This is a genomic window from Burkholderia sp. 9777_1386, assembly GCF_015712265.1.
Taxonomy (GTDB): domain Bacteria; phylum Pseudomonadota; class Gammaproteobacteria; order Burkholderiales; family Burkholderiaceae; genus Burkholderia; species Burkholderia cenocepacia.
The window spans coordinates 1-25,470 of record NZ_JACCQB010000062.1 but is presented as its reverse complement, the minus strand read 5'-3'; the positions used below and the strand labels follow the sequence as shown (position 1 = coordinate 25,470).

General features: G+C 68.2%; 27 protein-coding genes. 5 read left to right on the top strand and 22 right to left on the bottom strand.

The annotated features are described in order from the left end of the window. Positions 1-42: 42 nt before the first annotated feature. Positions 43-759 (top strand): GNAT family N-acetyltransferase, encoded by a 717-nt coding sequence (locus tag H0X91_RS30205; protein ID WP_062910627.1) that lies wholly within the window; start codon positions 43-45, stop codon positions 757-759. Between the two features lie 52 nt (positions 760-811). Here the strand turns inward: H0X91_RS30205 and H0X91_RS30200 are convergent, their stop codons facing one another. The 4 genes from H0X91_RS30200 to H0X91_RS30190 all read right to left on the bottom strand — a co-directional run bounded on the left by H0X91_RS30200 (position 812) and on the right by H0X91_RS30190 (position 3,086). After that, positions 812-1,267 carry a MarR family winged helix-turn-helix transcriptional regulator gene (locus tag H0X91_RS30200; protein WP_006482257.1) on the bottom strand — a complete coding sequence of 152 codons (456 nt, stop codon included), beginning with the start codon at positions 1,265-1,267 and terminating at the stop codon, positions 812-814. A gap of 110 nt (positions 1,268-1,377) precedes the next feature. Further along, on the bottom strand, positions 1,378-1,506 hold the full coding sequence (locus H0X91_RS35280) for a hypothetical protein (protein WP_006493914.1): 129 nt from the start codon (positions 1,504-1,506) through the stop codon (positions 1,378-1,380). After that, positions 1,503-1,874, bottom strand: a complete 372-nt coding sequence (locus H0X91_RS30195; RefSeq protein WP_006482256.1) for a GFA family protein — start codon at positions 1,872-1,874, stop codon at positions 1,503-1,505. Before H0X91_RS30195 ends, H0X91_RS35280 begins: the two co-directional genes overlap by 4 nt. Positions 1,875-1,982: 108 nt before the next feature. Continuing rightward, complete coding sequence (locus tag H0X91_RS30190) at positions 1,983-3,086, bottom strand: NAD(P)H-dependent flavin oxidoreductase (protein WP_196433601.1); 1,104 nt, start codon at positions 3,084-3,086, stop codon at positions 1,983-1,985. A 180-nt stretch (positions 3,087-3,266) separates the two neighbouring features. Between H0X91_RS30190 and H0X91_RS30185 the strand changes: the two genes are divergently transcribed. Both H0X91_RS30185 and H0X91_RS30180 read left to right on the top strand, forming a co-directional pair. Further along, positions 3,267-3,905 carry a hypothetical protein gene (locus tag H0X91_RS30185; protein WP_034201760.1) on the top strand — a complete coding sequence of 213 codons (639 nt, stop codon included), beginning with the start codon at positions 3,267-3,269 and terminating at the stop codon, positions 3,903-3,905. A gap of 12 nt (positions 3,906-3,917) precedes the next feature. Then, positions 3,918-4,601, top strand: coding sequence for a hypothetical protein (locus tag H0X91_RS30180; RefSeq protein ID WP_062910628.1), 684 nt, complete (start codon positions 3,918-3,920; stop codon positions 4,599-4,601). Positions 4,602-4,663: 62 nt separating this feature from the next. On the opposite strand, the gene H0X91_RS30175 is transcribed toward H0X91_RS30180, so the two are convergent. Together H0X91_RS30175 and H0X91_RS30170 are read right to left on the bottom strand one after the other, a co-directional pair. Next, positions 4,664-5,797 carry an AAA family ATPase gene (locus H0X91_RS30175; protein WP_062910629.1) on the bottom strand — a complete coding sequence of 378 codons (1,134 nt, stop codon included), beginning with the start codon at positions 5,795-5,797 and terminating at the stop codon, positions 4,664-4,666. Positions 5,798-5,838: 41 nt separating this feature from the next. Beyond that, positions 5,839-6,708, bottom strand: a complete 870-nt coding sequence (locus tag H0X91_RS30170; protein ID WP_034201763.1) for an RNA ligase family protein — start codon at positions 6,706-6,708, stop codon at positions 5,839-5,841. Between the two features lie 812 nt (positions 6,709-7,520). Between H0X91_RS30170 and H0X91_RS30165 the strand changes: the two genes are divergently transcribed. Then, positions 7,521-8,984: an MFS transporter gene (locus H0X91_RS30165; RefSeq protein WP_062910631.1), complete on the top strand. Its 1,464-nt coding sequence runs from the start codon at positions 7,521-7,523 to the stop codon at positions 8,982-8,984. Positions 8,985-9,434: 450 nt separating this feature from the next. On the opposite strand, the gene H0X91_RS30160 is transcribed toward H0X91_RS30165, so the two are convergent. From H0X91_RS30160 to H0X91_RS30140, 5 genes are all read right to left on the bottom strand, one after another. Beyond that, a complete protein-coding gene (locus H0X91_RS30160; protein ID WP_006483569.1) occupies positions 9,435-10,328 on the bottom strand; it encodes a LysR family transcriptional regulator in 894 nt (297 codons plus the stop codon). A 106-nt stretch (positions 10,329-10,434) separates the two neighbouring features. Next, complete coding sequence (locus H0X91_RS30155; protein WP_062910632.1) at positions 10,435-11,262, bottom strand: alpha/beta hydrolase; 828 nt, start codon at positions 11,260-11,262, stop codon at positions 10,435-10,437. A 203-nt stretch (positions 11,263-11,465) separates the two neighbouring features. Then, complete coding sequence (locus H0X91_RS30150; RefSeq protein WP_006497257.1) at positions 11,466-11,849, bottom strand: VOC family protein; 384 nt, start codon at positions 11,847-11,849, stop codon at positions 11,466-11,468. Between the two features lie 34 nt (positions 11,850-11,883). Next, a complete protein-coding gene (locus tag H0X91_RS30145) occupies positions 11,884-12,846 on the bottom strand; it encodes a hydroxymethylglutaryl-CoA lyase (protein WP_048986532.1) in 963 nt (320 codons plus the stop codon). A gap of 21 nt (positions 12,847-12,867) precedes the next feature. Continuing rightward, entirely contained in the window at positions 12,868-14,058 is a 1,191-nt protein-coding gene (locus H0X91_RS30140) for a CaiB/BaiF CoA transferase family protein (protein ID WP_048986703.1), read from the bottom strand. A 259-nt stretch (positions 14,059-14,317) separates the two neighbouring features. Between H0X91_RS30140 and H0X91_RS30135 the strand changes: the two genes are divergently transcribed. Beyond that, positions 14,318-15,283, top strand: a complete 966-nt coding sequence (locus H0X91_RS30135; protein ID WP_034201767.1) for a D-2-hydroxyacid dehydrogenase — start codon at positions 14,318-14,320, stop codon at positions 15,281-15,283. A 201-nt stretch (positions 15,284-15,484) separates the two neighbouring features. On the opposite strand, the gene H0X91_RS30130 is transcribed toward H0X91_RS30135, so the two are convergent. From H0X91_RS30130 to H0X91_RS30080, 11 genes are all read right to left on the bottom strand, one after another. Next, positions 15,485-15,697 carry a hypothetical protein gene (locus H0X91_RS30130; protein ID WP_006497261.1) on the bottom strand — a complete coding sequence of 71 codons (213 nt, stop codon included), beginning with the start codon at positions 15,695-15,697 and terminating at the stop codon, positions 15,485-15,487. Between the two features lie 217 nt (positions 15,698-15,914). Then, positions 15,915-16,352: a hypothetical protein gene (locus H0X91_RS30125; RefSeq protein WP_034201768.1), complete on the bottom strand. Its 438-nt coding sequence runs from the start codon at positions 16,350-16,352 to the stop codon at positions 15,915-15,917. 121 nt (positions 16,353-16,473) lie between these two features. Continuing rightward, positions 16,474-17,397, bottom strand: coding sequence for an ABC transporter permease (locus H0X91_RS30120; RefSeq protein ID WP_006483582.1), 924 nt, complete (start codon positions 17,395-17,397; stop codon positions 16,474-16,476). Beyond that, positions 17,397-18,278: an ABC transporter permease gene (locus H0X91_RS30115; protein WP_062911430.1), complete on the bottom strand. Its 882-nt coding sequence runs from the start codon at positions 18,276-18,278 to the stop codon at positions 17,397-17,399. Before H0X91_RS30115 ends, H0X91_RS30120 begins: the two co-directional genes overlap by 1 nt. Positions 18,279-18,327: 49 nt before the next feature. Beyond that, positions 18,328-19,407: an ABC transporter ATP-binding protein gene (locus H0X91_RS30110; RefSeq protein WP_062884521.1), complete on the bottom strand. Its 1,080-nt coding sequence runs from the start codon at positions 19,405-19,407 to the stop codon at positions 18,328-18,330. A gap of 49 nt (positions 19,408-19,456) precedes the next feature. Continuing rightward, positions 19,457-20,623, bottom strand: a complete 1,167-nt coding sequence (locus H0X91_RS30105) for an ABC transporter substrate-binding protein (protein ID WP_006483573.1) — start codon at positions 20,621-20,623, stop codon at positions 19,457-19,459. A gap of 310 nt (positions 20,624-20,933) precedes the next feature. After that, positions 20,934-21,509: an RBBP9/YdeN family alpha/beta hydrolase gene (locus H0X91_RS30100; RefSeq protein ID WP_034201771.1), complete on the bottom strand. Its 576-nt coding sequence runs from the start codon at positions 21,507-21,509 to the stop codon at positions 20,934-20,936. Between the two features lie 31 nt (positions 21,510-21,540). Further along, the gene (locus tag H0X91_RS30095; protein WP_080331930.1) at positions 21,541-22,869 is read right to left on the bottom strand and encodes an MFS transporter; all 1,329 of its coding nucleotides are present in this window, start codon (positions 22,867-22,869) and stop codon (positions 21,541-21,543) included. 155 nt (positions 22,870-23,024) lie between these two features. After that, positions 23,025-24,080 (bottom strand): 3-keto-5-aminohexanoate cleavage protein, encoded by a 1,056-nt coding sequence (locus H0X91_RS30090; protein ID WP_006490885.1) that lies wholly within the window; start codon positions 24,078-24,080, stop codon positions 23,025-23,027. 130 nt (positions 24,081-24,210) lie between these two features. Further along, positions 24,211-25,059 carry a TauD/TfdA dioxygenase family protein gene (locus tag H0X91_RS30085; protein WP_006490883.1) on the bottom strand — a complete coding sequence of 283 codons (849 nt, stop codon included), beginning with the start codon at positions 25,057-25,059 and terminating at the stop codon, positions 24,211-24,213. A gap of 10 nt (positions 25,060-25,069) precedes the next feature. Next, positions 25,070-25,470, bottom strand: a 401-nt coding sequence (locus H0X91_RS30080; RefSeq protein ID WP_196433600.1) for a zinc-binding dehydrogenase, incomplete at its 5' end; no start/stop codon positions are given.

Genomic DNA, 25,470 nt, shown 5'->3' with positions numbered 1-25,470 from the left:
ATTATTCTGTGCGGCTCCCCATCTTCCACCAAGGAGCCGCCGATGCCGGACGCCATGAACGGAAACGCGACAGCCGATGCGCACGTGCTCGACCGGGTCGTCTGGCATGCGCTCACGGGCAGGCAGCGCCGCTTTGCGCTTGGCGAGGGTCGCGCGCGGCGGTTCCCGACGGCCATCGCGCCGTTTGCCGCGATCGACGACACGAGCCCGGCGTCGTTCGACGCGCTGTGCGAGCTGATCGCCGCACACGGGCCGGCGGCGCTCGTCACGCCGGACGAGATCGAGGCGCCGGCGAGCCTGTCGGCGATCCGGCGCGCGACGTTGCTTCAAATGACCTGGCAAGGAACCTTGGACGCGGCGCACGAAGCGGAACCCGTTCCGCTCGGCGCAGCCGACGTGCCGGACATGCTCGCGCTAGCCGCCGCCGCGCAGCCGGGCCCGTTCGGCCCGCGCACGTTCGAGCTTGGCCACTACATCGGCGTGCGCAGCGAAGGCCGGCTGGCCGCGATGGCCGGCCAGCGGATGCAGGTCGAAGGGTATACCGAGATCAGCGCCGTCTGCGTGGACGCCGCGTTTCGGCGGCAAGGGCTGGCCGCGCGGTTGATCCGGTCGTTGATCGCGACGATCGGCGCGCGTGCGGAGACGCCGTTCCTGCACGTCCTCACGACGAACCAGGTGGCGATCGAGCGCTATCTCGCGCTCGGTTTCGTCGTCCGTCGCGAGATGCACCTGCTGGTGCTGGGCGACGCGCACACGTGACAACGCGGCCGGCGCGATTCCCGCGCCGGCCGTTGGCCGGGCCTGAGTGTTCTTATGCTTCGGTCGACCGGATCAGGTTGCCGCGCAACGTGACGATCGCCTTCTGCACTTTCGCGAATTCGTCCGGCTTCAGCCCGGTGGCTTCGACGAGGTTCATGTCGAGCCCCTTCTCGCGCACGCGGCGGCCGCTTTTCGTCAGGCTGACGAGCACCTGGCGTTCGTCGGACGGATCACGGTGCCGCTCCAGGTAGCCCATTGCCTCGAGCTTCTTCAGGATCGGCGTCAGCGTGTTGGATTCGAGGAACAGCTTCTCGCCGAGCTGGCCGACGGTCTGGTTGTCCTGCTCCCACAGCGCAATGATCGTGATGTACTGCGTATACGTGAGGCCGAGCTCGTCGAGGATCGGCTTGTACGCCTTGCCGAACGCAAGGTTCGCCGAGTAGATCGCAAAGCACAGGAACTCGGACAGCTTCGGCGCGGCGGGCGACGGGGTTTCGGTCGGTTTCATGGACTTCCTCCAGCGACGCGAACGGTCGCAGACAACGCATTATATATCGCATGCGATTTTATCGGAGGCATGATAATCGGTCTCGATCGGCTGACGCGCGCCGCGCTCGCTCAGCCCGGCTCGCGGCGCTTGCCGGTTGGCTGACGGCTGACCGACAGTAACGTGCACTGCACCGGATGCGCGATTTCGGTCGCGAGCCCGCCTGCGGCAAACAGCAGGATCATCAGCCAGCGTTTCATGCGTCCTCCACGACCGAGAGGCTTGCCCCATCGGCGATCGTCGCGTCGAGCGCATAGGGATCGACGCCGTCGAGGCAGCCGAGATTGACGCGCCAGCATGCCGGGTCCTTGCGGGTCTGGTGGAACGGATAGACGCCGCACCGGCTGCAGAAATAGTGACGGGCCGTGTGCGTGTTGAACTGATAGCAGGTCAGCGCGCCCTCGCCTTCGACGATCGTCAGGTTGGCGGCGGCGAACATCGGGCTCATCAGCGCGCCGCGCCGGCGGCACAGGCTGCAGTTGCAGCGGACGGCCGGCGCAATGGCCGCCGTGACTTCGAACTTGACGGCCCCGCAATGGCAGGACCCTTTGAACCAGGTGGCAGACATGACGGGCTCCGAAAGAGGTCATGCCTGCTTTATAGCGAAGCCGCGCGCGGGCGTTGTATCGCACTGTATCCACGCGCGGCGCGGATACAGAACATTGCACGCAGGCGATCAGTCCAGCACGTGCTGCATCCGCTCGATTGCCGCCCGCGTTTCGCGTTCGAGCGCCGCGAACAGCTCGGCCGCCGGCAGCGCGCGGACCAGCGGCGCCGCCTGCCCCGCCCATTGCGCGCCGTAACCGAATTCGCCCTGCGCTTTCGCGGCCGCATGCAGCGCCTTGCCCGCATCGTAGGCGATCGGATACGCAGGCGTGGCCGGGGCGCGCGGGTCGTCGCCGAGCGCGGTCAGCCGGTTCGCGATGCCGCGCGCGACGCGGCCCGAGATCGCGTGCGTGAACGTGGTGCGGTGCGCCGCCTCGCCGAGGATCGCGCGGCGGTAGCCGTCGTCGATCGACGTCTCCGGGCACGCGACGAACGCGGTGCCGAGCTGCGCGGCCTGCGCGCCGAGCGCGAGCGCGGCGGCAATGCCCGCGCCGTCCATGATGCCGCCGGCGGCGATCACCGGCAGCGCGCATTCGCGCACGATCAGGCGCGTCAGCGCGAACGTGCCGAGGCGATCGTCGTGCGCGGTCGAATCGAACACGCCGCGATGCCCGCCGGCCTCGATGCCCTGCGCGACGATCGCGTCGATGCCGGCGGCGGCAACTTGGCGGGCTTCGTCGAGATTCGTCGCCGTGGCGAACAGCGTGATGCCCGCGCGCTTGAGCGCGGCGATCACGTCAGCGGACGGCAACCCGAAATGGAAGCTGACGACCGCCGGCTTTTCCTCGACGAGCATCGCCTGCATCGCGTGGTCCGCGACGAAGCTCGTGTAGATCTCCGACAGCGATGCAGGCGGCGTCGCGCCATACGCGCGGAACGCGGGGGCGAGCCAGTCGAGCCACGCGCGCTCGACGGCCGCGTCGGCTTGCGCCGGACGGTGGCAGAACACGTTGATGTTGAACGGCCGGTCGGTGAGCGCGCGCGTGTCGCGGATCATCTTGCGTGCGCCGTCGGAATCGGTTGCGCCGACGCCGAGCGAGCCGAGCCCGCCCGCGTTCGAGACGGCGGCGGCCAGCGCCGGCGTGCTGACGCCGGCCATCGGCGCCTGCACGATCGGCGCGCGGATGCCGAGCGTGCGCAACAGGGTTGCCCGGTGGTCGGTCGGTTGATGCATGGTGCTGGTCTCCTGGTGGCAGCCGATATGCCGGCCGCACGTATCGCATTGCCGGTTTCATCCCTAGAATAGCGGACGGCGAAACCGCGTCCAAGGCCGTCACCGTGCAGCGTTCGTCGAACGCTTCACCCGACATTCATGCGGTTTGGCCGAATAACGAACAACACCATTACACCATCCATGAAAAGAAGAACATTTCTCGCGCTGCCCGCCGTGGCGGCGTCCGGCATGCTGGCCGGCTGTTCCAGCGCCGACCTGGGGCCCGTCACCCATCGCCTGATGAAGGACCCTGAATACCGGGAAACGCTCTCGGCGTTCCTGATCAGCGCGGACGGGAAAAAGCTCGTCGTGATCGGCAAGCAGTATCACTACATTTTCGATGTGCCGCCGGCCCTCGCCATCAACCTCACGGCACCCTACCGTCCCAAGTTGTATACCGACTTCGACGATTTCGAGACGCACGGCGATACGATCTCCGGGCGTTACGTGCTGCGGCTTGCGCGCGAGGATGCGCCTCCCGGCTCCGAGCTTCGCGAGCGTGCGCTCGCGGACGGTTTCAAGGACCAGCGCCACCAGCTGACGGAGAGCGGTACGATCAGCGGCAAGCGCTACCAGCCGAACGACGTCACGCCGTCGTCGCTCCCGCAGGCGTTCAATCACGAGTATGACGTCAAGGTCATCGAGCGGCCATCGGTACTCGGCAAGGGCGCCAAGCTCGCCCTGTCGCCGATCACGATGGCGGCGGACGGCGCGCTGGGCCTGCTTGGCCTCGCACTGTTCCCGATTGCGTTGACGGCCTTCATCGTCATCGCGAGCTGAGGGGAATCCACGATGACATCCCCTGCACGACAACTGCTCCGGATCGGCTGCGCGGCCGCTTGCCTGGCATTCGCGCAACACGCCGTGGCCGACGACGACTGGGACGCCGCCCGCCAGGTGCGCACTTCCTGGGTATTCGCGTCGATGAAGGAAAGCGACGTGCGGCCGACGCTCGATCGCGCGCTGAAGGACCAGCTGCGCTGGGCCCGTCTGCCCGGCAACGCGCCCGATGACGGCGCGTTCCGCTGCACGAAGCTCGCGGTGCCGCCGCCGTCGGCCGCTGCGCAGGCGGCGTTCGACGCGGCGCCGTCGTCGCGCGGTCGCGATGCCGACAAAGCGTACGCGAAAGCCGCGTCGCTCGGCGCGTGGCGCGCGGCGGCGCGACTCGTCAACAGTTCGCTCGAGGACGAGGATTGGGAAGGCGCGCAGCCGGCGGTCGCGTGGCTGCTCGCGCATCATGTACCGGCCGGATACAACAAGCTCGCGGACGTGATGCAGGCGATGTCGGGCTACGACGGCGAAACGCCCGGCGAACGCGTGAGAGGGATGATCGCGTCGTTGCGCTGGCGCGCGGCGCGTGAAGGCGATCCGGTCGCGCAGATGGAGATGGCCGATCTGTTCGAGAAGCTCGGCGACAGCGAGCGCGTGGCCGCGCTGCGCGCGTGCGCGACGCAGCAGAATCCGGAACTGAAATGAGGTGCGCCGCCGGTACGCCGCGGTGACAGGCGGCGTACCGGCGTGCACGACGACATCGCCCGTCAGACTTCGTAGCGTACCGCATGCGCTTCGGTCGGCAGCGGCAGATCCCAGCGCAGCAGCATCGCCTCGAGCGCCCGGTTCGTCAGCGACGTGTCGCGCCGCGCATTGCGGCGCAACAGTTCCGCGCGCGGCCGTTCGAGGTACACGAGCGTCACGTCGGCGCCGTACGCATACAGCAGGTCGAGCGTCTTCTTGCGCATCAGCGGCGACAGGTTCGTCGCATTCCACACGAACGGCCGCCGGTCGCGCAACATCGCCTTCGCGGCATCGACCGCATGGTGCGCGACCGCGCCCTCGTTGCGACCGTGACGCAGCCCCAACGCATCGCGCGCATCGTCGAACGACACGACCGGCAGATCCGGATGATGCCGCGCGACCCACGTGTTCTTGCCCGATGCCGGCAGGCCCGCCATCACGACGACCGGCGAGCCCGGCGTGCGAAACAGCGGATAGTCGGGATGCACGTCCGCGCCGCGGAAGTAGCTGAGTGCGGTATGCGCGTCGGCGAATGCACGCGGCTGGCCGTAACAGCCGTCCTCCCGCGCCAGTTCGCGCCACAGCTCGATATTGTCGAGCACACGCTGCGTGTCGTTGCAGATGCGCCCGCGAATGTCGGCTTCGGCGAGCAGGCACAACAGCGGCAGGCTGACCTGCCACGACAGCTCGCGCGCGATGAACTCGGGCGTGCCGCGGCGCGAGCCGCTCATCGCGAAGAACGGCACCTGGTGCACGGCGATCATCCGGCAGATGGCCTCGCGCACCGCGAACGGCACGCCGGCATCCCACAGCGCGATACGCGCGTCGATCGCCCCTTTGCGCGAGTGGCCGGGATGACCGATCGCACCGGTGACGGGATCGACGGCCGTCGTGCTCGACTTGGCGATGTCGTGCAGCAGCGCGGCCAGGAACACGATTTCCTGATCGGCGCGCGACGCCGTCCGATAACCGGGCAGCGCGAGCAATGCATCGATCACCATCATCGTATGCGTCCACACGTCGCCTTCGCCGTGATGCGCGGGCTCCTGCGGGGTGGTTTTCGCGTGTTCCAGCGCGGGGAACGCCGCGAGGCATGCGCGATAGTCCGGCTGCTGGCCGGGCGCAGGCACGAGCGCCTGCAGATGTTCGTACTTCATGATCGAGACTCCTGTCGAAGCGGCAGGCGGCCGCTTCGCATTCATTGGTTCGGATGCGCTGCCGGGCTCGGCCCCCACGTCACCGTCGGACGCGGTGCATACAGGTCGACACCCGGCGCGAGCAGGTTCGGGATGAACGGCTGCTCCGAGTGATGGCGCGCGGAATCGAGAATCGCCTGCACGAAATCGTGGCGCACCCACTTCAGGCGCGCGGTCGTCGTGTCGTCGGTCTCGATCTTCACGTAGAGCCCTTCGGACTGCTCCGACTTGTCGCACTGCTGCCACGCGCGCGCGAGGTCGAGCCCCTGCCGTCGCACGGTGTGCTCGAACGCGCGACGCCAGTCCGGCGTTTTTGCGAGCGACGGGCCGAGCAGCGCCTTGAGGTCCGCGAGCCGCGCCGGCGCCACGCCCTCGTACAGCACGGGCACCGACAGTACGGGGCCGTCGGCGAGCAGCGCGCGCCGCGCAGGCGTCGACAGGAAGCGGCCGGTCGCACGGTCGAACACGTCGAATTCGAAAAAATGATGCGGCAACGCGTCGTAGAACACCGCGTGCTTCTTGCTCATCGTCTCGCCGTACATCACGTAGCGATCGCCGAGGCGCTCGAGCAGCCAGCCGGCATGGGCCGCCGCCCACGTCTTCACGAAGCCGAACTGCCGCTCGCGGCCGCCGCCGGCCAGATAGTGGCCGCGCGACTGCAACAGCAGTTCGCCTGCCGGACTGAAGCTGATGCCCGTGTTCGCACCGTCGAGCTTTTCCTCGACGACGAGGTGCGCGCCCGCGAGGGTGCGATAGGGAACGTGGTCGTGACCTTCGTCGCCGTCCTGCAGGCGCGAACCTTCAAGGTGCGGCGTGCGCGGGTAGCGTGCAAGGTCGAGCGATTGCGCGTAGGCGCGAAAATCCAGCGTCATGGTCTTTCTCCGGAAACAGGGAAAAAGCCGACGACGTGAACGAACGGACAGGAGTGCGTTGCGGTGTCAGTGCGAGTCCGGCAGCGGCCCTGCGATCACCGTTCCGGCGCGATGGCGCGAGCGGAACCGGGCAGGACGACGCGGCCGGGATGGCAGTCGTCGGCGTATCAGGCGAAGGGACGAATGATTGCGGGCACTTGGATCACCGATTCGATGAGGGTTCAGGGATGAAGCAGGCGGATGCTACGAAACGGTTCCGGCGGTGTCAAGCACGACCGGACGAGTTCGTTACGGCCTTTCGAACGCGTTGAGCGCCTGCTGCGACGCGCCGCACGCGTGATTGACGCATGAATGATCCGGAATCCTATGTGTATGTTTTTCGCCACATCGGGTGCCGAAGCGATCGCCGGCATCGTGCCGTTCGCTTGCTGCGTCGGTTGCGTGGCCGTCGGCGGCGGTTGCGCCGGCGGCCACGCAACCGACGTCATGGTTTTCCCGGCCCGCAGGATGGCGCGGGGGGCCATCGTTTTCGATACGCCCCCGCCCGCCACGCAGGCTGCAACGGCCTGCCGGGCGAATACGGGCTGCCGCGGGCGCCCGACCCTTTCTGCTCAGGAAAGGACGCTTGAAACATCCGCAATTATCACGTGCCGCCGATTTGCCCACCATGTGTCGGACGATCGGCGCAGCCGGCATGACCGGCGCTTGCACGAGTCCGGCGATGCGTGCCGTCGCGTCGCGCGGCCGGCGCGTGACGCCGGTCGCGAACGGCCGGGCCCCGCGCCCCGGCATATCGATAATCAGGAGACACGATGAACAGCCAATCCCTCGACCTCGGCGGCCATGCCGGCGGACCTGAATCCGCGCGGCCGCCGGCCGCTTCAGCAGGCGCCGGCGCCGATGCAGCGGCCCTTCCCGGCCGCCGCGTCACGCTCGGCGATTTCATGGACGATCTGCCGGTCGGTGCGCTGCACCGGTTCGTCGTCTGGGTGATCGGCATCGGGCTGTTCTTCGACATGTACGAGATATTTCTCGTCAGTACGATCGGCTCCGCGTTGCAGCACGAATACGGGCTGAGCCGGCAAAGCGCCGATTTCAAGCTATTGCTGGCGTCCGCGTTCATCGGCATGTTCGTCGGCGCGATGTGCCTCGGCAGCCTGGCCGACCGTATCGGCCGGCGCAAGGCGTTTCTGCTCACGCTCGGGTGGTACAGCGCGTTCTCGCTGGTCGGTGCGTTTTCGGTGAACGCCGACATGCTCGTCGCGTGCCGGTTCCTGACGGGCATCGGCGTCGGCGCGATCTATCCGGTCGCCGACAGCTTCCTGTCCGAAATCCTGCCGAAGGACAAGCGCGGGCGGCTCGCGGCGTGGGCCTACACGACTTCGTATGTCGCGGTGCCGCTCGTCGGCTTTCTCGCGCTGTGGCTGAACCCGCTGCAGGTGGCGGGCGTCGCCGGGTGGCGCATCATCCTCGCGATCGGCAGCCTCGGCGCCGTGTACGTGCTGTTCATCCAGCACCGGTTGCCGGAAAGCCCGCGCTGGCTGCTCGCGCAAGGCCGCACGGCCGACGCGCACGCGGCGCTGCGGCGTTTCGCGGATAGCGCCGGCGTGCGCGTGCCCGAACACTTCGCGGCACCGGTCGAGCCGCAGCGGCCGCTCGGGCTCGGCGAGCGCATCGCGCTGCTGCGCCGCCAACCGTACGGCGCGCGCTACGTGATGCTGGCGATCTTTCACCTGCTCCAGGGCTTCGGCTATTACGGATTCGGTACGCTGGCCGGCACGGTCGTGAAAAGCCGCGGTTTCGACGTGACGGACAGCACGCTGTTCATCGCGCTGTCGTTCATCGGTTACCCGATCGGTTCGCTGCTGTCGATTCCGCTGCTCAACTGGATCGAGCGCCGCACGCTCGTGATCGTGTCGATCCTGTCGATCGCGGTGTTCGGGCTGTGCTTCGCGTATTCGGGCAATACCGTGCTGATCGTCGGCTTCGGATTCCTGACGACGTGCGCGTCGAACGTGTTCAGCAACGCGTATCACGTGTACCAGGCCGAGATCTTCCCGGCGCGCGTGCGCTCGACGGCGATCGGCAGTACCTATGCGCTGTCGCGCATCGTCAGCGGCGCGCTGCCGTTCGTGCTGCTGCCGGTGCTCGGCCACTACGGCGCGGGCGCGATGTTCGGCGTGATCTCGGTCGCGCTCGGCATCGTCGCCGTCACGCTGCGCGTGCTCGGACCGCTGACCACGCGGCGCAGCCAGGACGACATCAATCCGGTTTGACGGCGATGTGGGGTATGGGAAGATGGCGCTCCTGAATGAGCGAGCCGGCGACGCCACGGCTACCGGCGGAACATGAGGCCCAGCATAAGGACCGTACAGAACACCAGCCCCACCCCCCCCTGGAATCGGGTGATTCGAACCATCGTGGCCGACATGATGTCTTCCGGAGACATGTTGTAAAAGAATTTGTACGACCATCGCCAGGCCTTCGATCTGCAATAGAAAGCCAATATCCGTTCCGGACGAAATGCCATGATTGCGGATATCCCGATGCCATAAGTTAAGCAGGCAAAGGCGATAATGATGCGGTAGCTCGATTCGTTCATTGGGCGGCCCCAGATCAACCTTTCGAGGAAATGAGCAGAACGTCTGAAACAGGCTCGAACGCGAACCGATGATCGCGTTCCCGGGCGCCCGCACCGAACCGTTTTAACCGCGGGCAGCTCCGCTTCACCGCGCCGACATGAAATCGAACAGCTTCGCGACGTCGGTCGTCAGCACGGTGCCGGCTTTCACGCCGACCCACAGCGTGCGCGTCGCCCACGCGTCGTCGAGCTTGACGACACCGAGCCGCGCCGCGCGTTCGCCGGTCACCGCATCGCGCGGCAACACGCCGATGCCGAGCCCCGCCTCGATCATCCGGCTCACGCCGTCGAAATTCGATACCTGGATCCGCAGCTTCAGCGAGCGCTCGGCCGCGAACGCGGCGTCGGTCATGCGCGCGAGCAGCGAGCTACCGTCGCTCAAGCCCACGTAGTCCTCGTCGAGCGTATCCGCGAAGCGGATGCCGTCGCGCGCGGCAAACCGGTGCGTGCGCGGCACGAGCAGCACGAGCTCGTCGCGCCGGTAGAGCCGCCGTTCGATGCCGGGCGCCGGCACGTTGTCCGCGAATACGCCGAGATCGGCCTTGCCCGACGCGAGCGCGTCGACGATCTCGTGGCTCAGCCGCTCCTCGAGGCTGACCTTGATGCCGGGGTTGTCGGTGAGGAACGCGGCGAGATCGGCGGGCAGGAACTGGACGATCGCGGACGTGTTGGTCCAGACGTGGATATGGCCGCGCACGCCGGCGACGTAGTCGCTCATCTCGTGCGCCATCCGGTTGACCTGCTCGATCACCTTCGCCGCATGATCGAGCAGTGCCCGGCCCGCGGGCGTCAGCTCGACGCCGCGCGCATGCCGGACGAACAGCGCGCTGCCGGTCACGCTTTCGAGTTCGGCGATGCGCTTGCTGACCGCGGACAGCGTGAGTTGGCCGTGTTCGGCCGCTTTCGTCAGGCTGCCGTGCTCGGCGACGAGCGCGAACACGCGCAGCGACTGCAGATCGAAATGAAGCGGGTTCACCATGTCGTGGAATCCTGGAAGGCCGTGCGGGGGACGCCGTCATCGCGCCGTCATCGCGCCGGCCTGACGCCGATCATACGCCCGGCCGTGCGCGTGCGATACGGCGCGGCTAACGCGGCGCGATGGCGTGCAATGCGGCGAGCATCGCGCCGTCGGGTGTCGCGAGATCGTCGAGCACCGCGAAGTGCTGCATGCCGGGCAGCCACGTGCGGGCGATCCGCTCGCCGGCGGCTTCGCACGCCGTCGCGTATTCGTCTGCCTGCCGGACGAGTTCGGGCAGTTCGGCCTCGCCCACCGCCACGACGGTCGGGGCGCCGGGCCCGATGTGATGCAGCGGACTGTATGCGTCGACTTCGTGCGCGGTGAGTTGCAGCTTGTCGTTCAGGCAGCACAGTGCGATCGGTTCGAGATCGACGAGCGGGCTGATCGCAAGCGCCGACGCCACGGCCGGGTGCGCGCGATGCATCGCCGTCAGATGGCCGCCCGCCGAATGGCCGCTCAGATGGATCGGCCGCCCCGCGATGCCGAGGCCGTCGCGGTCGGCCGCGAGATGGTCGAGCAGCGCGCCGATCTCGCCGACGATATCGGTCATCGTCGCGACCGGCGCGAGCGTGTATTCGGCGAGCACGACGTCGTAGCCGCGCGCGAGCGGCCCGCTCGCCGCATACGCGAAATCCTCTTTCGTGCAGTGCTGCCAGTAGCCGCCGTGGATGAACACGAACAGCGGCGCGTCGGGCTGCCCGCACGGCAGCCAGTCGAAACGCTGCGTGGGTTGCGCGCCGTAACGCAGGTCGCGGCGGCCGGGCGTCGCTGCGTACAGCGCCGCACTGCGCGCCTGGCATGACGCGAGCAATGCGGGGAAATCGGGAACGGCCTTCGTGTTCAGGTACGCGGCGTCGAGCGCCGCGCGGTCCATGCCGCGATAGAGGATCGTCATTCGGGAAGTGCCTGGATCGGGTTGCGGATGCGCGCGGCACGGTCGTCCCGAGCGCGCGGCGAAGGCGGCGGCCAGGCCGACGCCGTTGCGCCATTATCCGCAGCGCGGCCGCGCGCGGCTATCCGGAATCGGCGGGCGCGGCGCGTGCCTGTCCGCTTTCGGCGAACGAATATGGCGGCGTGCGCGCAACCGCATCCGGCAGGTCAGATCGGCTCGGAGATTTCGATCAGGTTCAGGTCGGGATCGCGCACGTAGATCGAACGGATCTTCTGCGTCGCGCCCGTGCGTTCGACGGGCCCTTCGACGATCGGCCAGTCGACGCGCCGCAGGTGCGCGATCACGTCGTCGAGCGGCACCGACGCGATGAAGCACAGATCGAGCGCGCCGGGCACCGGCACATGCGCTTTCGGCTCGAACTCCGCGCCGCGCACGTGCAGGTTGATCTTCTGGTTGCCGAACCGGAACGCGAGCCGGCCCGCGCCGAAGGTTTCGAGCTGCATCTGCAGCACCTCGGTGTAGAAATGCCGGGTCCGTTCCGGATCGACGCAGGTCAGCACGAGATGATCGAGGTGGTCAATCAGCGCCATGGAATTCGCTCCTGTTCCTGTGGTGGTTCACGATTCACGAGAAAGCGCGTTGCGCGGGCATGTCGCCGGCGTCGGCGCGCGGCGGCGGATGAAGGTCCGAGCGGCGGCCGGCCTTCAGGATCTGGCTCGGCACGTCGTGCCCGATCAGCGCGGGCAGCCGTGCCGACGCGGCGAGCACGGCTGCGAGGTCGATGCCCGTATCGTAGCCGTCGAGCTCGAGCATGTGCACCAGTTCCTCGGTGCACGCGTTGCCGGTCGCACCCGGCGCGTACGGGCAGCCGCCGAGTCCGCCGAGCGACGCGTCGAAGCGGTCGATGCCGGCGTCGAGCGCCGCCAGCGTGTTCGCGAGCGCCATCCCGCGCGTGTTGTGGAAGTGCAGCGTGAGCTGCAGCGCGCCGAAGCGCTCGCGTGCGCGGCGGGACAAATCGCGCACCTGCGACGGGAACGCCATGCCGGTCGTGTCGCACAGCGTGAAGCCGTGCACGCCGAGCTCCGCGAAGCGCTGCATCCACGCGAGCACCGTTTCGGCCGGCACGTCGCCTTCCATCGGGCAGCCCATCGCGGTCGACAGCGACACGTTGATCGCGACACCCGTGCCGCGCACGGCGTCGATCACGTCGCGCAATTGCGTGAACGACTGCTCGCGCGTCATCCGCAGGTTCGCGCGGTTGTGGCTCTCGCTCATCGACATCACGAGGTTCACCTCGTCGACACCGCATGACAGCGCGCGCTCGGCGCCGCGCACGTTCGGCACGAGCACCGTATAGACGACGCCCGGTGCGCGCGCGATGCCATGCATCACGGCTTCCGCGTCGCGCAGCGCGGGAATCGCCTTCGGCGACGTGAACGACGTGACCTCGATCTTCGCGTAGCCGCATGCGCTCAGCGCGTCGACGAGCGCGATCTTGTCGTCGGTGTCGACGAATGCCGCTTCGTTCTGGAAACCGTCGCGGGTCGCGACTTCGTGGAGATGGAGTCGGTGCGGATGCAGGTTCATGTCTTCGTTCCGGTGGCCGTTTCAGATCACGCCGCGCGTGCGCCAGTCGTCGCGCGTCGCCGCGTCGATGCCGAGCGATTCGAGTACCGCGTCGGTATCCGCGCCGAGCGCGGGCGCCGGCCGCTCGATGCGTCCGGGCGTCGCGTCGAGTTTCGGCACGATGCCCGGCACCAGCACCGGCGTGCCGTCGGGCAGCGCGGCGTCGACGATCATGTCGCGCGCGCGGTAGTGCGGATCGGCCGCGATGTCGGCCACGTCGTAGATGCGTCCGGACGGAATGCGCGCGTCGTTCAGCGCGGCGAGCACGTCCTCGAGGTCGTGGCAGGCGCTCCACTCGCCGATCGCCGCATCGATGCGCGCGACCTGCGCGACGCGTCCGTCGTTGTGCGCGAGCGCCGGATCGTGGCCGAGATCGGGGCGGCCGATCAGTTCCATCAGGCGCCGGAAGATGCTGTCGCCGTTGCCGGCGATCAGCGCGTACTTGCCATCGCGGCAACGGTACGCGTTGGTCGGCGCGATGCCCGGCAGGCTGCTGCCGGCCGGCTCGCGCACCGCGCCGAACGCCGCATATTCGGGCAGCAGGCTTTCCATCAGGTTGAACACCGATTCGTACAGCGCGACGTCGACGACCTGCCCCTTGCCGCCCTGCTGCTCGCGATGGCGCAACGCGAGCAGCACGCCGATCACGCCGTGCAGTGCCGACAGCGAATCGCCGAGCGAGATGCCGACGCGCACCGGCGTGCGGCCCGGCTCGCCGGTCAGGTGGCGCAGCCCGCCCATCGCCTCGGCGATCACGCCGAAGCCGGGGCGGTCGCGATACGGGCCCGTCTGCCCGAAGCCCGACACGCGCAGCATCACGAGCCCCGGGTTGATCGCGGACAGCGCGTCCCAGCCGAGCCCCCAGCCTTCGAGCGTGCCGGGCCGGAAGTTTTCGATCAGCACGTCGGTGTCGGCGACGAGGCGGCGCACGACGTCCTGCCCTTCGGGCGTGCGCAGGTCGAGCGTGAGCGAGGTTTTGTTGCGCGACTGCGCGGCCCACCAGACCGACGTGCCGTCGTGCAGCAGCCGCCATTTGCGCAGCGGATCGCCGACGCCCGGCGGCTCGACCTTGATGACGTCCGCGCCGAATTCGGCGAGCATCCGGCCCGCGAACGGCCCGGCGATCAGTTGGCCAAGCTCCAGCACGCGGATGCCGTCCAGGGGGCGTGTCATGACTGTCTCCGATGAAATCGTGTTGTCGATGACGGCGATCATGACCGCGTTCGCGCCCGGCGAAAATCGATCGATGGTCAACCAGCCTTTCCGAAACGGAAAGGTGCGCGTTGGCGCGAGCACGGCGGCGGCCATGTGCGAGGCGTCAGCCTTTCCTTGCGGGAAAGCGCGCTCGCGCAACCGTCAAACGACGGCGCGCGCGCCGCCGGCAGAATCGATGCCGTTCCGCGCCACTGGGCGCCTGCCAGCGAGACCCGCCATGTTTTCCGTTTCCTCTCCCGCGAAGATCGTGTTCCTCGACCGCGCGACGCTGTCGCCGCAGACGGTGCTGAAGCCGTTTCCGTTTCCGCACGCATGGCAGACGTTCGACCGGACAGCCGCGCACGAAGTCGCGGCGCGCATCCGCGACGCGGACATCGTCGTGACCAACAAGGTACGGCTCGACGCGACGGCCCTCGCCGGCGCGCGGCAGTTGCGGATGATCGCGATCGCGGCGACCGGCACCGACATCGTCGATCTCGATACGTGTGCGTCGCGCGGGATCGTCGTGAGCCATATTCGCGGCTATGCGGTGCGCACGGTGCCCGAGCACACGTTCGCGCTGATCTTCGCGCTGCGCCGCAGCCTCGTCGCTTACCGCGACGCGGTGCGCGCCGGGCGCTGGCTCGACAGCGGACAGTTCTGCTTCTTCGATCATCCGATTCGCGACCTGGCCGGGTCGACGCTCGGGATCGTCGGCGACGGCGTACTCGGGCGAGCGGTGGCCGCCATCGCGCGTGCGCTCGACATGCGGGTGCTGTTCGCGGCGCACGGCGACGCAGCGGGTGACGGTCACGTACCGCTCGACACGCTGCTGCGCGACAGCGACGTGATCACGCTGCACTGCCCGCTCACGCCCGCGACACGGCACCTGATCGACGCGCACGCATTCGCGCGGATGGCGCGCCGGCCGCTGCTGATCAATACCGCGCGCGGCGGGCTCGTGGACGAAAGCGCGCTCGTCGACGCATTGCAGTCGGGGCAGATCGCGGGCGCGGGGTTCGACGTGGTCACGCAGGAGCCGCTGCCGGCCGCGCATCCGTTTCACGCGATCCTGTCGCATCCGGCGTTCATCCTGACGCCGCACGTCGCGTGGGCGAGCGACGAGGCGATGCAGGCGCTGGCCGATCAACTGGTCGACAACGTCGCCGCGTTCGTCGACGGCGAGCCGCGGCACGTCGTGTGACACGTACAAACGGAACGGCCCCGCTCGATTGCTCGAAGCGGGGCCGACAGGATGCGGGGCTGCTCACGCCAGCGACTCGGCACGTAACGGGTTCGTGCATTCGCGCTGTCTTGCTGCGGGTTTCCGAATACGTGACCAGACGACTTCAGGGTATTCAGACCGGCAGTGATGTCGCGCAGGTCCGAAAAGCGGAAAGCAGGCTCAGTAAGCGGACATCTCGACGCAAGGATCGACCTTGGACGGCGAGCAGATGACCGAGTACTTCGCGCTCTCGCGCATCAGCGCTTCGCCTTCGTGCAGCGCGATCTTGATCTCGGGGTGACGCTCGTACGCAAGGAAGGCCGAGCACACGACGGCGGACATCACGACGAGGGAAAACACAAATTTTTCAAGGGTTTGGAAACGTTCAGGCATGATGTGGACCTTTCTCTCAGCCCGTAATTATACCTTGAGATAAGGGTTTTCCCTATAACCCTGCCCGCATACCGAGGATGCGTTCAAACGAGATGGAACCGAAGATTGCGCCCTTTTTTCAGGACATGCGGCCGGGGCGGCCGGCAAGGCCGAGGCGGGCTGCTCGAGGACGAGAAAGCGGCTTGCCGCCGGCGCGTTACCGGCCCGCTGCGTCACGTCACTCCGACGCCGACGCACCGCTCGCCGCGTTGCCGGGCCACGCCTTGCCGATATGGTCGATCAGCGACTTCGCGGTACCCGTCACGAGCGCCGCGTCGACGCCCGACGTCTGCCACGAACCGTCGGCCGCCTTCACGAAGGTCAGGTTCGCGCGCGACGGCGAGTAATCGGCGTTGCGCCACGTGACCACGACGTCGCACGAATACGTGCGATCGCCGAGCTTCCTGCAGTCGCCGTCGGGTTTCGCCGACACGACGTCGGCCGATACGGGCAGCGGCTGGCCGAACAGCGCGTTCAGGCCGCCGTGGTTTTCCGCTTCGAGCGCGCGGCGCACGGCGGCGTCGACGTCGCTCGATCCGGGGCCGTCGTGAAGCAGGTTACAGGCGGCCAGCAGCGTCGAGGCGCCGGCGAGTGTCAGCAGCGTATGAAACTTCATGGATATCCGTCGATCGGGTGAACGCCGCGTAGTCTGCAACGTCCCCGGGTCGTGCGCGGTATCCATTTGTAACCAATTGCACGCTGCCCGGCGGCCCGGCGCGATCGTGCGACGCCCTCGCCTACTGCCGCTCCTGCTTCACGCGGCTCACGAGTTGCGTCGGACTGACGAACTGCAGCGCGATCACGACCCATACGAGCGTGATGGCCATGTAGATCATCGCCATCGCGTCGATCGACTGCGGCGCGCGCACGCCGGTCGAGAACACCGCGTAATACAGCGCGACGACGAGCGTCTGCGTGCTCGGGCCCGCGGTGAAGAACGTCAGCTCGAACATCCCGATCGTGCGCACCAGCACGAGCAGCCCGGCCGCGAGCATGCCGGGCACCAGCAGCGGCAGCAGCACGTAGCGGAAATAGCGCCACGTGTTCGCGCCGAAGATGCGCGCGGCGGCTTCGAGGTTGGGATCGATCTGCTCGATGAACGGCGTCATCACGAGGATCACGAACGGCAGCGCCGGCACCAGGTTCGCGAGGATCACGCCTGGCAGCGTGCCCGCGAGTCCGATCTTGTACATCACGGTCGCCATCGGAATCCCGTACGTGACGGGCGGCACCATCAGCGGCAGCAGGAACACCAGCAGCGCGAAGCGCTTGCCGCGGAACTGCACGCGCGCGAGCGCATACGCGGCCGGCACGCCGAGCGCGATCGACAGCAGCACGACCGCGCCGACGACCTCGACGGTCACCCACAGCACGCTCGCGAGCTGGAAGTCTTCCCACGCCTTCGCATACCAGCGCAGCGTGAAGCCCTGCGGCAACGGCGTGCCGAACCAGCGCGTCGCGACCGAGTTCACCGCGACGGTCGCGATCAGCAGCATCACGTTCAGCAGGAAGAACGCCATCAGCCCCCAGACGAGCGCCTTCCATGCGCGGCCGGCGAGGTGGTTGTTCATCCGCTGCGGTTTTCCGGTGTCGACGGGCCGCGCGTCGGGCGCATCGTGTTTCGGCGGCCACGTGCGAGCGGCATGATTGTCGGTCGCCATCAGCCCTTGCCTCCCGTCACCGCGCCCGTATAGAAGAAGCGGCGCGCGCCGAGCATCGACGCGACCATCAGCAACTGCACGAAACCCATCACGATCGCGATCGCCGACGCGAGCGAATAGTCGTAGCTTTCGAACGCGGCTTCGGCGGCCGCGATCGAGATCACGCGGGTCGGCCCGGCGGGCGCGCCGAGCAGCACGGCCGACGGAAACACCGAGAACGCCTGCACGAACGACAGGCACGCGGCCATCGTGAGCCCCGGCACGAGCAGCGGCAGGTAGATCTGCCGGAACTGCTGCCACGGGTTCGCGCCGAGCGTCGCGGCCGCGCGCGCGAGCGTCGGGTCGATGCCGCTGATGTACGACAGCATCAGCAGGAACGCGAACGGAAAACCCGACACGATCAGCGACAGCAGCACGCCCCAGTAGTTGTGCGTGAGGCGCACTTCGTCGGTGTACAGGTGCAGCCCCTGCAGCGCCTGCGGGAACCAGCCGTTCGGCCCGAAATACGTGAGCATCCCGTCCGCGACGAGCACCGTGCCGAGCGTGACGGGAATCACGAGCAGCGTCGTGACGAATTTCTGGTATGGCGAATTGCGGCGCAGCGCGAACGCGACGGGCACCGCGATGCCGACGTTGAGCAGCGTCGCCGGCACCGCGAGCTTCAGCGTGACGAGCACGGTCGGCCACATCGCGGTGTCGGTGAAGAACTGCACGTAGTTCGCGAGCGCGCCGCCGCCGTTCGTCGCGTTCATCGGCTGGAACGACAGCACGAGGCCGTACGCGAACGGATAGATGAACAGCGCGGCGATGAACGCGAGCGCCGGCGTGACGAGCCAGGCTTTCGCGTCGCGCGGCGCGCCGCCGGTCGCGAGCGTGCTCATGCGGCCTCCGGGCGCGACGTCGCCGCGCATGCCGGTTGGCGCAACCCGGTCATCGGACGTCTCCCGCATAGACCAGCGTGCGCGCCGGCGCGACGCGCAGCCGCAGCGGTTCACCTTCCGTGAACTCGCCGGCCATACGGGCCCAGACCGCACCGAACGGCGTGATCGCGCGGATCAGCGAGTCGCGGCCGCCGTATTCGACCGTCTCGACGGTCGCGTCGAACGCGTTGTCGGCACCGGCTTCCGCGCGCTCGATGTCGTCCGGACGCAGCGCGACCACGACCTCCTTCGCGTCGAAGCCGGCCATCGGCACACCGGTGAGGCGCACGCCGCCCGACGTGACGTTCACGTAATCGCCAGCCATTCCTGCGAGCGTAAACGGCAGCACGTTGCGATAGCCCATGAAGCGCGCGACATGCAGGTTGTGCGGGCGCGTGTAGACGTCCTTCGGCGACGCGACCTGCTGCACGACGCCCTCCTTCATCACGACGATGCGGTCGGCCATCGACAGCGCCTCGTCCTGGTCGTGCGTCACGTAGATCGTCGCGCGTTCGAGCTGCGTGTGGATGCGGCGGATCTCCGCGCGCATCTCGATGCGCAGTTTCGTGTCGAGGTTCGACAGCGGCTCGTCCATCAGCACGAGCGGCGGCTCGATCACGATCGCACGCGCGATCGCGACACGCTGCTGCTGCCCGCCCGACAATTGCCCGGGCAGCTTGCCCTCGTGGCCGACGAGTTGCACGAGTTCGAGCGCCTGCTGCGCGCGCCGCCGCGTTTCCTGTTTCGGCACGCCGCGCATCTTGAGGCCGAAGCCGACGTTGTCGAGCACCGACATGTGCGGAAACAACGCGTAGTTCTGGAACACCATCCCGAAACCACGCCGCTCGGGCGGCAGCACGTCGATGCGCACGTCGTCGAGCCAGATGCCGCCGCGCGTGAGCGGCTGCAGCCCGGCGATGCAGTTCAGCGCGGTCGATTTGCCGCAGCCCGACGGGCCGAGCAGCGCGATGAACTCGCCGCGCCGGATCTCGAGGTCGAGCCCGTTCAGCGCGGCGACCTGCGCGCCTTCCGTATTGGTGAAACTGCGGCATACACCGTCGAGCCGCAATCGTTCGAAACTGTGCTTCATTGCGCGAACTCCATCGACGCGGGCGCCGCGGCGCCCGCCGGTTCAGGCGTCATTTCGATTTTTGCGACCCGATCTCGCGATCCCATTTCTGGAACGCGGCGACCATCGCCTGCGCGTTGAGCGGCTGCACGTGCGGACGGTCGGCGAGCAGCTTCGCGTATTCGGGGCGGCCGAATTTCCTGATCACTTCCTGGCTGTGGGCGGGCGCCATCTCGAGCGTCACGCCCTTCACCGCCGGGCCCGGATAGAAGTAGCCGTCGTCGTAGGTCATCGCCTGCTGCGCCGGTTCGAGCAGGAAGTTCATCAGCTTGAACAGCACGTCCAGTTTTTCCTTCGGCACCCCCTTCGGGATCACCATGTAGTGCGCGTCGTTCACCCACGTCATGTTGTCGAACGCCTGGATCTTGAATTCGGCCGGCACGATGCCGAGCGCGCGCGGGTTGAGGTCCCAGCCGGTGACGGTCACGGTCATGTCGCGCGTGCCTTCGCCGAGCTCCTTCATCACCGCCGACGTGCCGCCCGGGTAATACGGCACGCAGTCGTTCAACTGTTTCAGGAACGCCCAGGTCTTGTCCCAGCCGTTGATCGGGTCCTGCGGATTCTTGTCGCCGAGCACGTACGGCAGCCCCATCAGGAACGTGCGGCCGGGGCCCGAGTTCGCCGGGCGCGCATAGATCAGCTTGTTCGGGTGCGCCTTGCACCACGCGAGCAACTGGTCGGGCGTCTTCGGCGGGTCGCTGACCTTCGCCGGGTTGTATTCGAGCAGCGGGCCGGCCGGCATGTAGGTGACTTCGAGGCCGTAGCCCTGCGCGAGATCCTGCATCTTGCGCGGGCCCGGCGCGTACTTGTCGAGCACGCCGGGGAGCGCCCCCGCGTTGTCGGGCAGGAGCTTTTGCCACAGGTTCTGCTCGATGCCGGCGGCCAGCGCGTCGGTGCCCGTCAGCACGAGGTCGATGTCGGAGCGCCCCGCCGCCTGCATCGCCTTGATCTTGCCCGGCAACTGCGGCGCGGGCGCATTCGTGAACGTGACGTTCGACACGAGGGTCGGGTTCTTCTCCTTGAACGCCTCGATGGCCTTCTGCGTGAGCTGCAGGTTGCCGGCCACGTCGACGATGTTCAGCGATACGGGGGCTGCCACGGCCGCGGCGGCCGACAGCGTGAAGCCCAGGGCGAGTGCGATCCGGCGGACACGGCGAGCGATCGGGGTGGTGTTCATGTCTCCTCACTTCGGTCGGTGGATGGGACCTTTCTTGTCAGGAAATCATGACGGCGTTATACGATGTCGGTCAACAAAAAACCACGGATTGCGGGGCGGGACTTTCCCTGACAAAAACCTTCCGTTTGTTAAGGAATTGTGTGGCGACCGGCTTGCCGGGGATCGTGGGGTCGCGTGGTGCGGCGTGTTAAGACGTCGTATCTCAGCGCATGGCGAAACGATATCGCGTCGGGTCGCATGGCGCCCAGGGCGGCCCCCGGCAGGCGCGCGCCGCCCCGGTCGGGCCGGCGCACGGCGGATGGATCTTCCGTCAGGCCGCGCCAAGCGTCGCCACTTCCCCGATCCACCGCTCCGCATCGTGCCACTTGCCGTAGCCGGATGCCGGGTTCAGGTGCCCGACCTCGCCGAGATCGACGAGCCGGCTGCCCCACCCGGCCGCCAGCGTCTCGACGCGTTCGAAGCGCGCGAGCGGATCGTTGCGGCTCGCGGCGACGATGCTCGGAAACGGCAGCGGCCCGGCCGGCACCGGGGTCCAGCCGTGCGCGGCGAGCGCGCCGGGCGTCGGATAGCCTGCGGGCATCGGCGTATCGAGATCGGCCGGCGCCGCGAGCAGCGCCCCGTGAATCGCGCGAGTGGCCTGCCGCGCCCAGTGCACGACGATCATCACGCCCGCGCTGTGTGCGACCAGCATCACCGGCCCGTCGATCGCGGCCAGCGCCGCATCGAGTGCCGCGACACGCGCGGCGCGGCTCAGCTTGTCGGTGTCGAGCGGCGCGACGGAGCGTGCGTTCGGCAGACGTCGTTCGAGATGCGTCTGCCAGTGGTCTTCGACGTGATCGCGCAAGCCGGGCACGATCAGGATGGTGGGAGCGGTCGCCAGGGTCATGCAGCCTCCAGGAAGCGGTCAGGAAGAAGGTTCAGGACAGTCGTGTCGCGCGCCGTTCGCGTTCGACGCGCGCGAGATCGGCCGCATAGCTCGCGCGTCCGATCGCGAACAGCACGGCCGCCGCGAGCGGCACGGCCGGAATCCATTGCAGTGCGCCGACGAGCCCGGCGCGATCGGCCGCCCACCCCGTCAGCAGTGGACCCGGCGCCATGCCGAGCAGGTTGTTCGCGAGCGTGAGCGTCGCGAACGCCGACGCGTGGATCGCGGCCGGCGTGAGGTTCGCGACCATCGCGCCCGATGCGCCGGACGCGCCCGCGCCGACCAGCATGCCCGCGCAGATCAGCGCGAGCTGCAGCGGCCCGGGCGGCAACCGGAACGCGACCGCGAGACACACGCCGGTGAGCACGCAATACGCGATCGCGGTCAGCCATTTGCGCGAGCCGTCGGCCCGGCCGACGCGGTCGGTGACGATGCCGCAGCCGACCATCCCGACGCCCGCGAGCAGCACGAAACCGGCCGCAAGCACGGCCGCGCGGTCGGGCGCCATCGCGTAGTAGCGGTTCAGGTAGCTCGGCAGCCACGCGAACAGCGCGCCCGGCACGAACAGGTGCAGCCCGCTGCCGAGATACGCGCAGATCACCGAGCGCGACGCGAACAGTCCCGACATCAGCGCCCGCACGCTGCCGCGCAGATCGCGCGGTGCGTCGGCCTCGCGCCGGCACGGTTCGACGCGGTACGCGGCGAGCCGCCGCTCGGTCACGACGCAGCGGTACGCGACGAGCAGCACGATGCCGAGCGCGGCCATCACGCCGAACGACCAGCGCCAGCCGAGATGCGCGCCGACCAGCCCGCCGAGCGCCATCCCGAACACCGAACCGAATGCGCCGCCGGCCATGAATGCGCCGGTGAGCGTCGCGCGCAGCCGGGCCGGAAAGATGCTGAGGATCAGCGCGACGCCGACGCTGCCGTACGCGGCTTCGCCGAGCCCGACGAGGCCGCGCGCGACCAGCATTTCCGCGTAATTGGTCGACAGCGCGCAGCCGAGCGTCGCGACGCTCCACAACGCGGCCATCAGCACGATGCTGCGCACGCGCCCGAAACGGTCGGCGAGCACCGACAGCGGAAACGTCAGCAGCCCGACCAGCAGCGCGACGACGCCGGACAGCGAACCGAGTTGCGTGTCCGACAGCGCCCATGCGTGCTTGAGCAGCGGAAACACCGCGTTGAGCACCTGCCGCGACATGTAGTCCGACAGCAGCAGCCCGACGGTCAGCCCGAACACGAGCCACGCATACGCAGGCGCGCGCCGCTCGGTGGCCGTCCGGTCCTGCAGCGACGGCTCGATGTGATGAATCAACATGCGTGTCTCCTCCGGCACCGGGGCGGCAATGCGCCGGCGCGGCTTGCGCGGCCCCGCTCCGTGTCCCGGAGCTTGCCCTCGCGCGTCGCGCGAGGATGGGTGCCGCGCCACCTCGATCGGCGGGCGGCGCTCGCGGCCGCCCGGGACGCTGCGCGTCAGGCCGCGCGCAGCGGCACGCTCACCTGGCCCGGCCGGCGGTTCGGCGCCATCCCGAGCTGCGCGAGCGTTTCGTCGACGCCGTCGTACTGCACGCCGATCCGGTAGATCGCCTTCGCCTCCTTGCCGGTCGCGATCTCGCGGCCGAGTTCGCGGGCGATCCGTACGCACTGCTCGACCTGCTGCACCGACGTCATCCGGTTGCCCTTCTGGTCGATGATCGTGTCCTCGATCCCGCAGCGCGGATGCAGGCCGAGCGCCATCGCGACCGTGTTGATCGGCAGCACGTTCTTCATCAGCGATTCGAGCGTGATGCAGGCGCCGTCCGGGCAGCGCCGCACGAATTCCATGAAGTTGTACGGATTCGGGCCGTCGAAGCCGCCGCCGATGCCGACCCACGTGACGTTCAGCGGGCCGCGATAGACGCCGCGCCGGATGATCCGTTCGAGCGTTTCGAGCGCATGCATGCCGGTCAGCTGGAAATGCGGCTGGATGCCGGCCGCCTGCAGGCGGCGCAGGTGTTCGTCGACCCAGCCGGGGCCGGCGGGCACCGTCATCTCGCGATAGGCGTCCCACAGCGCGGCCTCGTTCAGCGACGTGCCGGCGATGTCCTTGCGGCTCATCAGCTCGGTGATGTTCATCTGCACGGTGTTGATCGCGACCGTCACCTGGTCGGGCTTCGGCGTCAGCTCGGCGAGCATGTGGCGCGTGTCGTCGGACAGCCATTTCGCTTCGGCGCCGTCGCCTTCCGGCGCGAACGAGATCGAGCCGCCGACCTGCAGGATCATGTCCGGCACCGCTTCGCGCAGCCGGCCGAGCAGTTCGTTGAATTTCGACAGCCGCTTGCTGCCCTTGCCGTCGAGTTCGCGCACGTGCAGGTGCAGCACGGTCGCGCCTGCGTTGTAGCAGTCGACGGCCTTCTGCACGTGCTCGTCCATCGTCACCGGAATGTCTTCCGGAAAATCGGCGGGCATCCATTCGGGGCCGTACGGCGCGACCGTGATGACCACCTTGTCCTGGTTTTCCGGGTGCAGCGAATCGTCGAGAAATTGCATGTCGTCCTCCAGTGGGAATCGTTGTGGTTCGGGCGTACGAGGCCGTACCGGCGTGCGTACCCCGCCACGCCGGGCGGCGAGCCCGGCGCGTCGTGTCTCGGGTGGCGAATCGGTCGGCGCGCGGTGGCGCTCAGAACGGCACGTCGCCGACGATGCCCGCGCGCTCCATCCGGCGCACGCACGGCGGGTAGTCCATCACCGCGTAATGCTGCGTGCTGCGGTTGTCCCAGATCGCGACGCTGTTCTTCTTCCAGCGCCAGCGCACCTGGTATTCGGGGATATAAGCCTGGCTGATCAGGTACTGCAGCAACTGGCCGGCGCCGGGGTTCGCGTCCTGCCCGTAGCGCACGCGCGCCGGCGTGTGGAAGTTCGTGAAATGCGTGGCGAACGCATTCACGTACAGCACCTTCTCGCCGGTTTCCGGATGCGTGCGCACGACCGGATGCTCGGCGTCCGGATACTGCGCCTTCAGCGCGAGGCGCTTGTCGACCGGCATCGCCGCGCCGAAGCTCGCCTCGATGCTGTGACGCGCGCGCAAGTCGGCGATCTGCTGCTTCACGTGGTCCGGCAGGCGCTCGTACGCGAGCACCATGTTCGCCCACATCGTGTCGCCGCCAACCGGCGGACCCTCGATGCAGCGCAGCACGCAGCCGAACGGCGGCGCCACGCGCCAGCTCGCATCGCTGTGCCACGCATTCTCGTAGCGGTCGTTCGGCTGGTCGGGCGACTTGTAGATCCGCACGAGCCCGGGGTGCTCGGGATCGCTGCCGGCGACCGGATGATCCTCGAGCTCGCCGAAGCGCCGCGCGAACGCGACGTGCTCGGCGCGCGTGATGTCCTGGTCGCGCAGGAACAGCACGCGATGCCGCAGCAACTGCGCGCGGATCTCGGCGAACAGGCCGTCGTCGTGCACGGCGTCGGCGAGGCTCACGTCCAGCAGTTCCGCACCGATCGCGCAGGTCAGGGGTTCGACTCGCATGCGCGCCTCCTCAGACGATGAACACCGACGAACCGGTCGTCTTGCGCGATTCGAGATCGCGGTGCGCGTGCGCGGCGTCCTGCAGCGCATAGCGCTGGTTGATCTCGATGCTGATGCGGCCGGCCGCGACGTGCGCGAACAGTTCGCCGGCCAGGTCGTTCTTCTCGGCCGGATCGGCGATGTAGTCGGCCAGCGCCGGGCGCGTCAGGTACAGCGAGCCCTTCATCGCGAGACGCTGCGGATCGAACGGCGGGATCGGGCCCGACGCGGTGCCGACGCACACCATCAGCCCGCGCCGCTTCAGCGAATCGAGCGAGCCTTCGAAGGTGTCCTTGCCGACGCTGTCGAACACGACGTCGACACCGGCGCCGTCCGTCAGTTCGCGCACGCGCTTCGCGACGTCCTCGCGGC

What these genes read in the sequence shown, in the direction of transcription:
- H0X91_RS30205 (WP_062910627.1), top strand. Translation starts at nt 43, where the DNA reads ATGCCGGACGCCATGAACGGAAACGCGACAGCCGATGCGCACGTGCTC.
- H0X91_RS30200 (WP_006482257.1), bottom strand. Translation starts at nt 1,267, where the DNA reads ATGAAACCGACCGAAACCCCGTCGCCCGCCGCGCCGAAGCTGTCCGAG.
- H0X91_RS35280 (WP_006493914.1), bottom strand. Translation starts at nt 1,506, where the DNA reads ATGAAACGCTGGCTGATGATCCTGCTGTTTGCCGCAGGCGGGCTCGCG.
- H0X91_RS30195 (WP_006482256.1), bottom strand. Translation starts at nt 1,874, where the DNA reads ATGTCTGCCACCTGGTTCAAAGGGTCCTGCCATTGCGGGGCCGTCAAG.
- H0X91_RS30190 (WP_196433601.1), bottom strand. Translation starts at nt 3,086, where the DNA reads ATGCATCAACCGACCGACCACCGGGCAACCCTGTTGCGCACGCTCGGC.
- H0X91_RS30185 (WP_034201760.1), top strand. Translation starts at nt 3,267, where the DNA reads ATGAAAAGAAGAACATTTCTCGCGCTGCCCGCCGTGGCGGCGTCCGGC.
- H0X91_RS30180 (WP_062910628.1), top strand. Translation starts at nt 3,918, where the DNA reads ATGACATCCCCTGCACGACAACTGCTCCGGATCGGCTGCGCGGCCGCT.
- H0X91_RS30175 (WP_062910629.1), bottom strand. Translation starts at nt 5,797, where the DNA reads ATGAAGTACGAACATCTGCAGGCGCTCGTGCCTGCGCCCGGCCAGCAG.
- H0X91_RS30170 (WP_034201763.1), bottom strand. Translation starts at nt 6,708, where the DNA reads ATGACGCTGGATTTTCGCGCCTACGCGCAATCGCTCGACCTTGCACGC.
- H0X91_RS30165 (WP_062910631.1), top strand. Translation starts at nt 7,521, where the DNA reads ATGAACAGCCAATCCCTCGACCTCGGCGGCCATGCCGGCGGACCTGAA.
- H0X91_RS30160 (WP_006483569.1), bottom strand. Translation starts at nt 10,328, where the DNA reads ATGGTGAACCCGCTTCATTTCGATCTGCAGTCGCTGCGCGTGTTCGCG.
- H0X91_RS30155 (WP_062910632.1), bottom strand. Translation starts at nt 11,262, where the DNA reads ATGACGATCCTCTATCGCGGCATGGACCGCGCGGCGCTCGACGCCGCG.
- H0X91_RS30150 (WP_006497257.1), bottom strand. Translation starts at nt 11,849, where the DNA reads ATGGCGCTGATTGACCACCTCGATCATCTCGTGCTGACCTGCGTCGAT.
- H0X91_RS30145 (WP_048986532.1), bottom strand. Translation starts at nt 12,846, where the DNA reads ATGAACCTGCATCCGCACCGACTCCATCTCCACGAAGTCGCGACCCGC.
- H0X91_RS30140 (WP_048986703.1), bottom strand. Translation starts at nt 14,058, where the DNA reads ATGACACGCCCCCTGGACGGCATCCGCGTGCTGGAGCTTGGCCAACTG.
- H0X91_RS30135 (WP_034201767.1), top strand. Translation starts at nt 14,318, where the DNA reads ATGTTTTCCGTTTCCTCTCCCGCGAAGATCGTGTTCCTCGACCGCGCG.
- H0X91_RS30130 (WP_006497261.1), bottom strand. Translation starts at nt 15,697, where the DNA reads ATGCCTGAACGTTTCCAAACCCTTGAAAAATTTGTGTTTTCCCTCGTC.
- H0X91_RS30125 (WP_034201768.1), bottom strand. Translation starts at nt 16,352, where the DNA reads ATGAAGTTTCATACGCTGCTGACACTCGCCGGCGCCTCGACGCTGCTG.
- H0X91_RS30120 (WP_006483582.1), bottom strand. Translation starts at nt 17,397, where the DNA reads ATGGCGACCGACAATCATGCCGCTCGCACGTGGCCGCCGAAACACGAT.
- H0X91_RS30115 (WP_062911430.1), bottom strand. Translation starts at nt 18,278, where the DNA reads ATGAGCACGCTCGCGACCGGCGGCGCGCCGCGCGACGCGAAAGCCTGG.
- H0X91_RS30110 (WP_062884521.1), bottom strand. Translation starts at nt 19,407, where the DNA reads ATGAAGCACAGTTTCGAACGATTGCGGCTCGACGGTGTATGCCGCAGT.
- H0X91_RS30105 (WP_006483573.1), bottom strand. Translation starts at nt 20,623, where the DNA reads ATGAACACCACCCCGATCGCTCGCCGTGTCCGCCGGATCGCACTCGCC.
- H0X91_RS30100 (WP_034201771.1), bottom strand. Translation starts at nt 21,509, where the DNA reads ATGACCCTGGCGACCGCTCCCACCATCCTGATCGTGCCCGGCTTGCGC.
- H0X91_RS30095 (WP_080331930.1), bottom strand. Translation starts at nt 22,869, where the DNA reads ATGTTGATTCATCACATCGAGCCGTCGCTGCAGGACCGGACGGCCACC.
- H0X91_RS30090 (WP_006490885.1), bottom strand. Translation starts at nt 24,080, where the DNA reads ATGCAATTTCTCGACGATTCGCTGCACCCGGAAAACCAGGACAAGGTG.
- H0X91_RS30085 (WP_006490883.1), bottom strand. Translation starts at nt 25,059, where the DNA reads ATGCGAGTCGAACCCCTGACCTGCGCGATCGGTGCGGAACTGCTGGAC.